Source organism: Stutzerimonas stutzeri, from assembly GCF_019090095.1.
Classification (GTDB): domain Bacteria; phylum Pseudomonadota; class Gammaproteobacteria; order Pseudomonadales; family Pseudomonadaceae; genus Stutzerimonas; species Stutzerimonas stutzeri_AN.
In genome coordinates this window covers 1,807,707-1,820,317 of the sequence record NZ_JAGQFP010000001.1, presented here as the reverse complement: position 1 = coordinate 1,820,317, position 12,611 = coordinate 1,807,707, and the positions used below count along the sequence as shown (strand labels likewise).

The 12,611-nt window shown below is 61.1% G+C and carries 10 protein-coding genes; 6 read left to right on the top strand and 4 right to left on the bottom strand.

Going from position 1 to position 12,611, the window contains the following annotated elements:
* Positions 1-88: 88 nt before the first annotated feature.
* Positions 89-1,450, top strand: coding sequence for a DUF1329 domain-containing protein (locus tag KVO92_RS07890; RefSeq protein ID WP_217475045.1), 1,362 nt, complete (start codon positions 89-91; stop codon positions 1,448-1,450).
* A 271-nt stretch (positions 1,451-1,721) separates the two neighbouring features.
* Positions 1,722-4,343: a LuxR C-terminal-related transcriptional regulator gene (locus tag KVO92_RS07885; protein WP_217475044.1), complete on the top strand. Its 2,622-nt coding sequence runs from the start codon at positions 1,722-1,724 to the stop codon at positions 4,341-4,343.
* 137 nt (positions 4,344-4,480) lie between these two features.
* Here the strand turns inward: KVO92_RS07885 and KVO92_RS07880 are convergent, their stop codons facing one another.
* From KVO92_RS07880 to KVO92_RS07865, 4 genes are all read right to left on the bottom strand, one after another.
* Positions 4,481-4,750 (bottom strand): DUF3509 domain-containing protein, encoded by a 270-nt coding sequence (locus tag KVO92_RS07880; protein ID WP_217475043.1) that lies wholly within the window; start codon positions 4,748-4,750, stop codon positions 4,481-4,483.
* Between the two features lie 108 nt (positions 4,751-4,858).
* On the bottom strand, positions 4,859-5,131 hold the full coding sequence (locus tag KVO92_RS07875) for a YebG family protein (protein ID WP_217475042.1): 273 nt from the start codon (positions 5,129-5,131) through the stop codon (positions 4,859-4,861).
* A gap of 94 nt (positions 5,132-5,225) precedes the next feature.
* A complete protein-coding gene (locus tag KVO92_RS07870; RefSeq protein WP_217475041.1) occupies positions 5,226-5,690 on the bottom strand; it encodes a multidrug transporter in 465 nt (154 codons plus the stop codon).
* A gap of 117 nt (positions 5,691-5,807) precedes the next feature.
* On the bottom strand, positions 5,808-6,269 hold the full coding sequence (locus tag KVO92_RS07865; protein ID WP_217475040.1) for a DUF721 domain-containing protein: 462 nt from the start codon (positions 6,267-6,269) through the stop codon (positions 5,808-5,810).
* A 314-nt stretch (positions 6,270-6,583) separates the two neighbouring features.
* On the opposite strand from KVO92_RS07865, the gene secA reads away from it, so the two are divergent.
* The 4 genes from secA (at position 6,584) to ahpC (ending at position 12,401) form a co-directional block, all read left to right on the top strand.
* Positions 6,584-9,322, top strand: a complete 2,739-nt coding sequence (secA, locus tag KVO92_RS07860; RefSeq protein ID WP_217475039.1) for a preprotein translocase subunit SecA — start codon at positions 6,584-6,586, stop codon at positions 9,320-9,322.
* A 111-nt stretch (positions 9,323-9,433) separates the two neighbouring features.
* Positions 9,434-10,651 carry a bifunctional glutamate N-acetyltransferase/amino-acid acetyltransferase ArgJ gene (gene argJ, locus KVO92_RS07855; protein ID WP_217475038.1) on the top strand — a complete coding sequence of 406 codons (1,218 nt, stop codon included), beginning with the start codon at positions 9,434-9,436 and terminating at the stop codon, positions 10,649-10,651.
* 84 nt (positions 10,652-10,735) lie between these two features.
* A complete protein-coding gene (locus KVO92_RS07850) occupies positions 10,736-11,686 on the top strand; it encodes a Nudix family hydrolase (RefSeq protein ID WP_217475037.1) in 951 nt (316 codons plus the stop codon).
* A 151-nt stretch (positions 11,687-11,837) separates the two neighbouring features.
* Entirely contained in the window at positions 11,838-12,401 is a 564-nt protein-coding gene (ahpC, locus tag KVO92_RS07845) for an alkyl hydroperoxide reductase subunit C (RefSeq protein ID WP_217475036.1), read from the top strand.
* The last annotated feature ends 210 nt before the right edge of the window (positions 12,402-12,611 follow it).

The window sequence follows — 12,611 nt, the reverse complement described above, 5'->3', positions numbered from 1 at the left end:
GGCGCTGTGCGGAGCCGGTGTGCTCCGCCGCGCGACAAGCTTCATGCGAGCCTGCGACCAAAACAAGATCAAGAGGAACTGGAAGCGTATGAAAACAACAAGAAAACTATTCAGCGTCTTGGCCCTTTCGCTGCTTGCAAGCAGCGTCATGGCTGCTGTGTCCCCGGAAGAAGCCGCCAAACTTGGCAATTCGTTGACTCCGCTGGGCGCCGAGAAAGCAGGAAACGCCGATGGCAGCATCCCTGAATGGACTGGCGGACTGTCCACCGATGCCGCACCGCTGAACGACGGCCATGTCACCAATCCGTTCAAGGCTGAGCAGCCCAAGTTTGTCATCACGGCCCAGAACGCCGACCAGTACAAGGACAAGTTGACCGCTGGGCAGCAGGCGATGTTCAAGCGCTATCCAGAGACGTACAAGATCAGGGTATTCCCGACACACCGCAGTGCGGCCGTGCCGGATCGGATTTACGAGGCCGCGAAGAAAAGCGCCTTGAATGTCGAGTTGGTGGGTGGGGGTAATGGCGTCGAAAACTTCGCCGACAGCCGCTACTACGCTTTCCCGATCCCGAAAAACGGTCTGGAGGTGATCTGGAACCACATCACCCGTTACCGTGGGGGCAACGTACGCCGTAACATCGTGCAGGCCACTCCGCAGACCAACGGCAGTTACACCCTCGTGCACTTCGAAGACGAAGTGGCCTTTCCGAGCGACATGACGGATCTGGATCCGGAACGCGCCAAGAACGCGCTACTGTTCTTCAAGCAGCGTGTAACGGCTCCCTCGCGTCTGGCCGGTAACGTACTGCTGGTGCATGACTCGCTGGATCAGGTGAAAGAGCCGCGTCAGGCCTGGATCTACAACGCCGGTCAGCGTCGCGTGCGTCGTGCTCCGCAAGTGGCATACGACGGTCCGGGCACCGCAGCAGATGGCATGCGCACGACCGACAACTTCGATATGTTCAGCGGAGCACCGGATCGTTACGACTGGAAGCTGGTGGGCAAGAAAGAGGTATACATCCCGTACAATAGCTTCGATATCAACTCCAGCGATGTGAAGTACAGCGATATCCTCAAGGCAGGTCATGTCAATCAGGATCTGGCTCGCTACGAACTGCACCGCGTATGGGAGATCGAAGCCAACCTGAAGGATGGTGAACGTAATATCTACGCCAAGCGTCGTTTCTATGTGGACGAGGATACCTGGCAGATCGCCGAATCCGAGCTATACGACGGACGTGGCCAGCTGTGGCGTGTAGGTGAGGCACATCTGCTGCAGTACTACCAGCACAAGGTCCCAGCCTATGCGTTCGAAGCGCTCTACGACGTGATTTCCGGTCGCTATATCGCAATCGGCATGAGCAACGAAGAGAAAGCCCACGAGTTCGGCTATAAGGCCTCGGCTCGGGACTTCACCCCCGCTGCGCTGCGTAACGCCGGGGTGCGTTGATCGACTGACATCCACTTGATGAATAAGGCGGCCAATTGGCCGCCTTTTTTTTTCGCCTGCCGCGCAGGATGATACTTTTTAGCCAGTAGGGGCGCCGGGTATCGGTTCTGGCGTGCTGAAGGCGTTGCAACAGTCGACAAACGCGGCGGCATCGTGCAGGTTGTGGTCGCGTACAGGTATCGGTACGGTTCAAGTTTGTGCATGGAGCGGGTTCACACCGCTGTGCTCAACGCGTTCTCGATGGATTGATACGAATAAGAGAAACCTCGCTATGTCCGTACGCTTCAACCCTGGTGTCCTCAGCACAGAAGCCGCCGCGCAGGTTCAGGTTGCCACGATTCCGCGTCTTCCCCCGTTGCACGTACCGCGGCCGCGACTCGTCGATGCCTTGCTCGAGGCCCGCTGTCGGCTGCGTTTGATCTGCGCTCCGGCGGGGTTCGGCAAGAGCGTGTTGATGAATGAGTGCGCACGTCTGGTACCGGCCGATACCCATCTCGTTTGGCTCGATCTGGGCGGCCGGTCCTATTCCGCCGAAGCGCTTTATTCACAGCTCAGCCGGCTGCTCAATACGGCGCCCGTCGCCAGTGGCGACGTTCAGCAAGATCTGGTCAACCTGCTGCATGAGTTCCCGCGGCCGCTTTGGATCATGCTGGACGACTATCCGAGAGAAACCGCTGCACACTTCGATGCATGCCTCGATTTGCTGCTCGAAAGAGGTCCCGAGACCGTCTGCTGGTGGGTGAGCAGTCGCCGGCAACCCGCCTGGAAGCTGCCTCGGCTGCTGCTGCAAGGGGATCTGTATGAGCTCGAGGCCGAGGCGCTGGCATTGACGGCCGGTGAGCTCAGCCAATTGCTCAAGGCTCATCGCCTCGAACTTGCCGACGATACGTTCAAGCAGTTGCTGGTCGGCAGTGAAGGTTGGCTGGCCGGTGTCAGTCTTCTGTTGCTGAACGCGAACGAGCAGGCGGTGCGTGAGCGCTTGGTGGCGGGGACGCCTTTGCTGCGCGATTACGTTCAGCGCGAAGTGCTCGAGGGACAGAGCGAAGAGGTGCGTCGCGCATTGTTCGCGTTGGCTCGCATGCCGCGCTTTTCAGCGCAGCTTTGCGAACATGTGCTCGATGGGATCGGAAACAACATCCTCGACGTGCTCAAGACGTTCCAGTTGTTCATCCGCCAGATCGATAACTGCGGGGAATGGTTTCGTCTATGGCATCCGCTGGCGTCGATGCTGCGACGGATGCCCGAAGCCATATCGCCCACACAGACCCATCTTCGTGCCTGTCAGTGGTTCGCCAACCGCGGTGAAATGCGCGAGGCGGTCGAGCATGCGTTGTGGGCAGGGCAGCCCGAGGTTGCAGCCAATTTCCTGCAGCGCTACGGGCAGGAGCAGTTGCTTATCGGCGATAACGTCTCTCACTTCATGAAATGGCGCAGCGAGTTACCGCAGGATCTATTCAACAGCACCACGCGCTTGATCGTTTTGCATGGCTGGGCGTTGATCATTTCAGCCCGGCTCGATGAAGCGGATGAATGCCTCGCGGGGCTGGCTAAATTCTTCCCGCAGCCCGATGCTCGACGCCAGGCGCAGCTACTTGCTCAATGGCAAGCCCTGCGCGGCTTTATCGCACGATTACGCGGAGAGCCGGAGGCGCGAAGCTACTGCCTTCAGGCGCTGGAGGTGCTGTCCGATCACGCCTGGGCACAACGGGTGCTGTGCTATCAGGCGCTGACTCAGCAGGCGATGGCCGAGAACCAGCTGGAACTGGCGCAGCGCTACAACAGCGAGGGCATGAAGCTGGCACGGCTCAAGGGCAGCGTGTTGTATGAGGCCATGCTGAACGTCGATCGCATTCAGTTGCTGGAGATCACCGGAGAATTCGAGCGCGCCGTTGGCGTGCTCGAAGAGTCGCTGCTGGTGTTACGCGACAGTGTTGCCCATAGCCCGATCATCGGCCGGCTGAAACTGCTGCGCGGGCATCTTCTGGCGTATCAGGGGCTCGACGAGCCGGCTCGGGAAGCCTACCAGCAGGGACGAGTCGAGACCGAGACCTGCGGCGATTCCTACATGTTCTTCGGCTATGCCGGCTTGGCAGAGCTGGCTGCCCGCAACCAGGAATTTCCGACGGCTTATCATTGGTTACGCGAAGCCGAGCGCCTGACGCAGTGGCGACATATGCCCGAGGCGCGGTTCCGCGGCATTCTGCAATTGATAACAGGGCTGACCTGGTTGCATCAGGGGCAACTGAAAAAAGCCAGGACCGTGTTCATACAGGTACTGGAGCTGTATGAGGGGCATACCTACCTGGCACCGTCGGGGTTTTACGAACTGCTTCCGCGGGTTCAGCGCTACCTCGCTGTGGTTGATCTACTCTCAGGCCGCTTTGCGTTGGCCATCGATACGCTGCGAGAACTGATCGAACAGAATCTCCGTTCGCAACGGTTGGGGCTGGCGTGTGAATGCCGCTTCACATTAGCCGAGGCCCTGCACATGGATGGCCGGCATGAGGAAGCTGAGCTGGAGTTGCGCAAGGCGCTTGGCGAGGCGGCACGGCAGCATCTGATCAAGCCGTTGTATGAATTGCAGCATCGCCAACCGCAATGGCTGGCCAGCGTCCTGCCTGCTGGCAAGGGGGAAAGCCTTCGCGATCGGCTGCACCACTTCGAACGTGAGCCCGACGAGTCGCTGAACGCGGCTGACGAGGTGATTCTGAGTAATCGCGAGCTCACGGTGCTGCGTCTTATCGCCCAGGGTTGTTCGAATCAGGAAATCGCCGAGCAGCTGTTCATTTCGTTGCACACGGTCAAGACCCATGCCCGCCGAATCAATACCAAACTGGGCGTGGCCAGGCGGACGCAGGCGGTAGCGCGTGCCAAGGCGCTGGCCTGGTTATGAACAGCTGGCGAGTCGCTGGAAAGGAGGCGCCACGTTGCAGCGAGGCGGAGCGAAGTGCAGGGCGCCTCGCAGCGATGGCGGACAGGGCGTGCTACCGGCCGTAGGCGTTGAAGCCACCGCTAGCAAGGCGAGTGGCTTCAGTGGATAGGGGAATGTGAGTGCTTGGTCAGCCGGTAAGTGCTGGCGTGCCCACCGCGTTCGATGGCGAGACTGAACTGCAGACTGGTAATCAACCGCTCTAGCTGCTGCTGGTCGCGCCATTGATTGGTGCTGATGAAGCGCTTTACCGCGACCCCTGTCGCATCGGTCAAGGTCAGCAGAATGCTGCCGTCAGGTTTCTCGATGCTGAAATTGACGTTGTACTCTGGCTGAAATACATCGCTGATCTTCTTGAATGGACTGTCCATCGCCGCGTACCTGATTGGTTGACCCAACCAATGGACCGGGTGGCGATTAACTAGTTTCGCCCGTTTGGCGCGCGCCCTGCGGCAAAACGAAGCAGGCCGCTCAGGAAGCTAGCGCGGCTCCGACGCTTCGCTCGAGAGCGGCAGTTCCGCCAGGGCTTCGGGGTTGTTCTTGAACGCTTTGGCAAACAGATCGCGGTGTCTGGCCATGAAAATACCCAGGTCATCGGCTTGTTGTTCACTCAGCGATGGGGCTGCCTTGTGCAGCGCTGAGGCCAACGCTTCCGCCAACTCCAGCATCTTGTCGTGACGATCGGCTTCGGCTTTATCCATGAACAAACGCTCCAGGTCCCGGCTGCTGCGGTATACCACTTCGACGGCCATCTACCACCTCGGCTCAATTGAATGAATACTGGTTGTTTATACAGCTTATGGTGTTCGAAGCTGAATGAAAAGCGCTATGTGTCAGTTGGCCACTTCAGTCAACGAAATGGCCCTGAAGCCGCTCGGCGCGAAACTCCAGGCTACTGCTGCGGTAGCCCGCACGCAGGGGCGGTAAGGGGGCGCAGGACTCCCAACGCTGACCGGGTTGCAGATCGCCGGGGCCCAGATACCGCGGCGCGTCGTAATTCGAGGTCACCAGATTCAGGCTGGACCCGGGCGAGTAGGCGGCGACGTCCCAGCGCAGACTCCGCAGAGCGCTCGAGCTGTGATTGACGAGCACAATGCGAAGTGGCTGCGCAGCCGGGCAAGCGGTGGGTGCGTAGGCCAGGCTGAGCTCAAGCCGAGCGAGCAGGTGTTCCTCGCGCTGTTCCTGCCAAGCCACCCAGGCAGCGACCAGTCCAAGCCCGAGCAGCGCACCCAGCGAAATCGGAACGGCTCGAAAGGGATAACGAATCACCAGGATTACCCAGCAGACGAGCAGCAAGGCTCCGATCAGCATGGCGAGTGGCCGCTTGAATGGGTAGGCATCGATACTTCGCTCCTCGGTGGGCTCGCTACCATCCTACTGTCCGCCCACACCGGTTGCATCCTCGACCGTCCGAAGCAGCGAGGGCGATCAGTGCTCGTCGGCAGGACGGGCATGCCGGGCGAGTCGTTCGAGCGCGGCCTTCAGTCTAGGGTCGGCGATGCCCTGTGCGGTTTCATGAAGGTTATCGGCCGCGCGCGCCGATAACGCCGGGGCCGGTCCGGGCTTGTGTCGCGGCGCCTCGGGGGGCTGCACCTTGAACTGGATCCGGGTCAGACCCCTGAATTCATCCATGGCCTGCAGCTGGCGTTGCAGCCTGCGTTGCTGATAGCGCAGGCGGGTTGCCCAGTGACCATCGGTAACGATCAGCAGCAGGGTGCCGTCGCGCCATGAAGCCACTCGGCAATACTCTCGCGCAGCGGGTTGCAGTTGGGTCTCGACCAGCTGCTGCAGCCGGTCGAGCCGCCGTGCTTCGCCGAACAGCGCCTTCAATGGTTTTGCCTCGCGCAGCAGCGAAGCAGGGGCTTTGGCTGGCAGGGGGCGCAACGACATGGTGGAAACCCGACTGAGTGATGAGTCGGTATGGTAGCAGATGCCCCCCTCTGCTCATGACGACGGCGCGGCCCAATGCATCCGACGGTTCATCGCGAAGCGGGCGTGCCATGGCGGCGAGTGGGGTGGCGATTTGATGGTGCGGGGCCCGAGGATGACTGCCGGGTCGGAACCGCCATCGCATCGCTGCCCGCCGTAGCTGCGCAGTAGGCACCTTTCCTCCCCGACGTTTCCGAGTAGAATGCCCCCTTTGCACGCAGCCGTGGTGGCCCTGCGGCCGTGCCTCCATCCCCAGCATGGAAGTCTTTGTCGATATGTTTGCGCCTTTAATGAAGAAGCTCTTTGGTAGCAAGAATGACCGCGAGGTCAAGCGCATGCTCAAGGCGGTACAGGCCGTCAATGCGCTCGAAGAGCAGATGCTGTCTCTCTCCGATGAGCAATTGCGGAGCAAGACCGAAGAGTTCAAGGCCCGCCTCGGCCAAGGCGAGACCCTCGACCAGATCCTCCCGGAAGCCTTCGCGGTATGTCGCGAAGCGGGTAAGCGTGTGATGGGTATGCGCCACTTCGACGTTCAGCTGATCGGCGGCATGACGCTGCACGAGGGCAAGATCGCCGAGATGCGCACCGGTGAGGGCAAGACGCTGGTAGCGACACTGGCGGTCTACCTCAACGCGCTGGCGGGCAAGGGCGTCCACGTGGTGACGGTCAACGACTACCTGGCGCGACGCGACGCCAACTGGATGCGCCCGCTGTACGAATTCCTCGGTCTGACGGTGGGCATCGTCACGCCGTTCCAGCCGCCGCAGGAGAAGCGCGAGGCTTATGCGGCCGACATCACCTACGGTACCAACAACGAGTTCGGCTTCGACTACCTGCGCGATAACATGGCGTTCAGTCTCGAGGAGAAGAACCAGCGTGAGCTGAATTTCGCAGTCATCGACGAAGTGGATTCGATCCTCATCGATGAGGCGCGGACACCGCTGATCATCTCTGGCCAGGCCGAAGACAGCTCCAAGCTCTATCAGCAGATCAACCAGCTGATTCCTCTGCTCAAACAGCACATCGAGGAGGAAGAGGGCGTCGTTACCCAGGAAGGGCATTTCACGGTCGATGAGAAGACTCGCCAGGTCGAATTGAACGAGGCTGGTCATCAGTTCGTCGAGGACATGCTGACCAAGGCGGGGCTGCTCGCAGAAGGCGAAAGCCTCTATTCCGCGCATAACCTCGGCTTGCTGACCCACGTCTATTCCAGCCTGCGCGCGCACAAGCTGTTCCACCGCAACGTCGAATACATTGTGCAGAACAACCAGGTACTGCTGATCGACGAGCACACCGGTCGTACCATGCCGGGCCGCCGGCTTTCCGAAGGCCTGCACCAGGCGATCGAGGCAAAGGAAGGCCTGCCTATCCAGCCGGAAAGCCAGACCCTGGCGTCGACCACCTTCCAGAATTACTTCCGTCTGTACAGCAAGCTTTCCGGTATGACCGGCACCGCCGATACCGAAGCCTTCGAGTTCATGCAGATCTACAACCTGCCGGTCATGGTGATCCCCACCAACAAGCCGCTGGCACGCAAGGACTACAACGACCTGGTCTATCTGACGCAGGAAGAGAAATTCGCCGCGATCATCGCCGACATCAAGGACTGCCAGAACAATGGCCGGCCGGTGCTGGTCGGTACCGCGACGATCGAGAGCTCCGAATATGTTTCTCAGCTGCTGCAGAAGGAAGGCATCGAGCACAAGGTGCTCAACGCCAAGCATCACGACAAGGAAGCCGAGATCATTGCCCAGGCCGGTCGCCCGGGCGCGGTGACCATTGCGACCAACATGGCCGGTCGCGGGACCGACATCCTGCTCGGCGGTAATTGGGAAGTCGAGGTTGCGGCGCTGGAAAACCCGACCGACGAACAGGTCGCTCAACTCAAGGCTGAGTGGCAGAAGCGCCATCAGGCAGTGCTCGAGGCTGGCGGTTTGCACGTGATCGCCTCCGAGCGGCACGAGTCGCGTCGTATCGACAACCAGCTGCGTGGCCGCGCCGGACGTCAGGGCGATGCCGGTTCGAGTCGCTTCTACTTGTCTCTGGAAGACAGCCTGATGCGCATCTTCGCCTCCGACCGGGTGAAGAACTTCATGAAGGCGCTGGGCATGGAGTCCGGCGAGGCCATCGAGCACCGCATGGTCACCAATGCCATCGAAAAGGCCCAGCGCAAGGTCGAAGGCCGCAACTTCGACATGCGCAAGCAGTTGCTCGAGTATGACGACGTGGCCAACGAGCAGCGCAAGGTGATCTACCACATGCGCAACAGCCTGCTGGCCGCCGAGGAGATCGGCGAGACCATTTCCGAGTTCCGCCGCGAGGCGCTCGATCATGCCATCAGCCAGCACATTCCGCCGCAATCGCTGCCGGAACAGTGGGATATCGCCGGTCTGGAAGCAGTGCTCTACAGCGATTTCGGTACGCGCCTGCCGGTCCAGCAATGGCTCGATGAAGACGAAAAACTGTATGAGGAAACGCTGCGCGAGCGCATCCTCGAGGCGTTGGTCGCGGCCTATCACGAGAAGGAAGATCTGGCCGGTGCCGAGGCGCTGAGGACCTTCGAGAAGCAGATCGTGCTGCGCGTGCTCGACGACCTGTGGAAGGATCATCTGTCGACGATGGACCATCTGCGTCACGGTATCCACCTGCGTGGCTACGCGCAGAAGAACCCGAAGCAGGAATACAAGCGCGAGTCCTTTGCCCTGTTCCAGGACCTGCTCGAATCCATCAAGCGCGACAGCATCCGCGTTCTGTCCCATGTGCAGGTCCGCCGTGAAGATCCTGCCGAAGAGGAGCAACGCCTGCGTCGTGAAGCCGAGGAACTGGCGCAGCGCATGCAATTCCAGCATGCCGAAGTGTCGGCGCTGGAGCAGGACGAGCAGGAACCGGAAGCCGAGGGCGGGGTCGCCACGGCGGCTGCGCCCGCGCGTGCCGAGCAGAAGATCGGGCGTAACGAACCCTGTCCTTGCGGCTCCGGCAAGAAGTACAAACACTGTCACGGGCAGGTTCAATAACCTGAGCCGCCCGATACGCCCCACGCCGCGACCGGCTTAGCCGCTCGCGGCGTTTTTCTCCCCGTTTTTTGGTGGCCGAAGGCCATCCAGTCGTCCTCAAGGAGTGCATCAATGGCTGTCGGTCTTGGTCCCTTACCTACTCTGCATCCTGTCCCCGGTTTCGAACTCGGCATCGCTTCGGCCGGCATCAAGCGGCCGGGGCGCAAGGATGTCGTGGTGATGCGCTGTGCCGAAGGCTCGACCGTTGCCGGCGTATTCACTCTGAATGCGTTTTGCGCCGCTCCGGTGATCTTGGCCAAGCAGCGGGCCCAGGGCACGGTTCGCTATTTGCTGACCAACACGGGCAATGCCAACGCCGGTACCGGTGAACCGGGCATGCAGGCGGCCACGCGCAGTTGCGCCAGTCTCGCAAAACTGGTCGGTTGCGACGAAAGCGCCGTCCTGCCGTTCTCCACCGGCGTGATCGGTGAGCTGCTGCCGGTCGAGAAGATCGAGGCCGCGCTGCCTGCGGCCGTAGCGGACCTGGATGAGAACCACTGGGCCGAAGCGGCAACCGGCATCATGACTACCGATACGCTGCCCAAGGGTGCGAGCCGCCAGTTCCAGCACGACGGTGTCACGGTAACCGTGACCGGTATTTCCAAAGGCGCGGGCATGATTCGCCCGAACATGGCCACGATGCTCGGCTATATCGCCACGGATGCCAAGGTGGCCCAGCCGGTCCTGCAGGATCTGTTGCGTGATGCGGCGAACAAGTCGTTCAACCGCATCACCATCGACGGTGATACCTCCACCAACGACTGCTGCATGCTGGTCGCTACCGGCAAGGCGGCACTCGCTGAAATCACCGAGGCCAGCGGCGAGCTGTTCGAAAAGCTCAAGCAGGCCGTGTTCGAGGTCAGCATGGAGGTGGCGCAGTCCATCGTTCGCGACGGCGAGGGCGCGACCAAGTTCGTCACCGTCATGGTCAACGGCGGCAAGAATCATCAGGAGTGCCTCGATGTGGCCTATGCCGTTGCGCACTCGCCCCTGATCAAGACCGCGCTGTTCGCCTCTGACCCGAACTGGGGGCGGATCCTGGCCGCAGTGGGTCGCGCGGGTGTGCCCGAGCTCGATGTCGGCTTGATCGATGTCTATCTGGGCGAGGTGTGCATCGCCAGCCGGGGCGGTCGATCGCCCAGCTACACGGAAGAACAGGGCGCCGCGGTGATGGCCCGCGAGGAAATCGGTATCCGTATCGAACTGGGACGCGGCGATTGCAGCGAGACCATTTGGACCACTGATCTGTCGCATGAGTACGTGCGGATCAATGCCGAATATCGCACCTGAGAAACTGCTCGACGAGCGACGCTGAATAACCGGAAATGGCCGACCAGCGTCGCCGGAACTCGCCTTCAGCTCTAGGACCCATCCTTGACTCGAATCCACGTCGCCGCCGCCGTTATCCGCTCTGCTGAGGGGCTCGTCCTGATCGCCAAGCGACCGCTCGACAAGCACCAGGGCGGGTTGTGGGAATTCCCGGGCGGCAAGGTGGAAGAGGGCGAGGCGGTCGAGGTCGCGCTCGCCCGGGAGTTGCGCGAAGAGCTCGGTATCGAGGTGACGACTGCGCGGCCGCTGATCCAGGTGCGCCACGATTACCCGGACAAGCACGTCCTGCTGGATGTCTGGGAGGTGCTGGCATTCTCCGGCGAGCCACACGGCGCCGAAGGCCAACCGCTGGCCTGGGTCGCGTCGGAACAGTTGCCAACGTACCGCTTCCCGGCGGCGAATCGGCCGATCGTCGCCGCGGCGCGCCTGCCGGATCGCTATCTGATCACACCCGATGGGGCTTCCCCGCGGCAGATTCTGAACGGGCTGACGCAAGCGCTGGACGTCGGTATCCGCCTGGTCCAGCTGCGCGCATCGTCACTGTCGCAGGCTGACTATCGAGCGCTGGCGGCTGACACCCTGGCCTTATGCGCCGGGCGGGCTCGGCTCATGCTCAAGGGGCCGTTGGATTGGGCGGACGATTTTCCGGCTGCGGGCTGGCACCTGACGTCCGGGCAATTGCGGCAGCATGCCGAGCTGGATCGCCCATTGCCGGCCAAGCGATGGCTCGCAGCGTCCTGTCACGATGCCGAAGAACTGGCCATGGCCACGGCGTTGGGAGTAGATTTCGTCACATTGTCGCCGGTCCTGCCGACCCCGACGCACCCTGAAGCCTCTCCGCTGGGGTGGTCGCGGGTGACGGAACTGCTGCGGGGATTCAACCAACCGGCTTTCTTGCTCGGTGGAATGACCCCAGCGCATCTGCCCGCGGCGCGTCAGGCGGGTGCACAGGGCGTGGCGGCGATAAGGGCGCTATGGCCTGCTGAACCTGCGTGACGAATGCCGGTCGATGGCACAGGTCGCTCGCGATGTAAGGCTTCGATAGAGAAAACTAATTTTCCCTATTCCCTTAATCAATTAACCGCATGCGGCCAGCTGCGTTATCGTAGGCCCCGTTAAATTTCTGAACCCCTGAAGGAGCTAGCAGATGTCTCTGATCAACACCCAAATCCAGCCGTTCAAGGTCAACGCTTTCCACAACGGCAAGTTCATCGAAGTCACCGAAGAATCCCTGAAGGGCAAGTGGTCGGTACTGATCTTCATGCCGGCAGCCTTCACCTTCAACTGCCCGACCGAAATCGAAGACGCGGCCAACAACTACGCCGAGTTCCAGAAGGCCGGCGCCGAAGTGTACATCGTCACCACCGACACTCACTTCTCGCACAAGGTCTGGCACGAAACCTCGCCGGCTGTCGGCAAGGCCCAGTTCCCGCTGATCGGTGATCCGACTCATCAGCTGACCAACGCGTTCGGCGTACACATCGCCGAAGAAGGCCTGGCGCTGCGCGGTACCTTCATCATCAACCCGGAAGGCCAGATCAAGACCCTGGAAATCCACTCCAACGAAATCGCGCGTGACGTCGGCGAGACCCTGCGCAAGCTGAAAGCTGCTCAGTACACCGCCGCGCATCCGGGCGAAGTCTGCCCGGCGAAGTGGAAAGAAGGCGAGAAGACCCTGGCTCCGTCGCTGGACCTGGTCGGCAAGATCTAAAACGGCCGGAAAGCGACTCGCTCGCTAATGCTGCGTTGAGATCAGGCTCGGGCTCGTCATGTACAGCTCGTAAAGGCTTCGGCCTCGCCTGATCTCGCCTTGTTTGGCGTCGCTCGTGACGCTTTCTGATCCGTTTTGTAGTGTCGGTAAGCCAGCGATTGGCTTTCGACCGCCAAACGCCCGGGCGCGAACCGTCCGGGCGTTTTATTA

What these genes read in the sequence shown, in the direction of transcription:
- KVO92_RS07890 (WP_217475045.1), top strand. Translation starts at nt 89, where the DNA reads ATGAAAACAACAAGAAAACTATTCAGCGTCTTGGCCCTTTCGCTGCTT.
- KVO92_RS07885 (WP_217475044.1), top strand. Translation starts at nt 1,722, where the DNA reads ATGTCCGTACGCTTCAACCCTGGTGTCCTCAGCACAGAAGCCGCCGCG.
- KVO92_RS07880 (WP_217475043.1), bottom strand. Translation starts at nt 4,750, where the DNA reads ATGGACAGTCCATTCAAGAAGATCAGCGATGTATTTCAGCCAGAGTAC.
- KVO92_RS07875 (WP_217475042.1), bottom strand. Translation starts at nt 5,131, where the DNA reads ATGGCCGTCGAAGTGGTATACCGCAGCAGCCGGGACCTGGAGCGTTTG.
- KVO92_RS07870 (WP_217475041.1), bottom strand. Translation starts at nt 5,690, where the DNA reads ATGCTGATCGGAGCCTTGCTGCTCGTCTGCTGGGTAATCCTGGTGATT.
- KVO92_RS07865 (WP_217475040.1), bottom strand. Translation starts at nt 6,269, where the DNA reads ATGTCGTTGCGCCCCCTGCCAGCCAAAGCCCCTGCTTCGCTGCTGCGC.
- secA (WP_217475039.1), top strand. Translation starts at nt 6,584, where the DNA reads ATGTTTGCGCCTTTAATGAAGAAGCTCTTTGGTAGCAAGAATGACCGC.
- argJ (WP_217475038.1), top strand. Translation starts at nt 9,434, where the DNA reads ATGGCTGTCGGTCTTGGTCCCTTACCTACTCTGCATCCTGTCCCCGGT.
- ahpC (WP_217475036.1), top strand. Translation starts at nt 11,838, where the DNA reads ATGTCTCTGATCAACACCCAAATCCAGCCGTTCAAGGTCAACGCTTTC.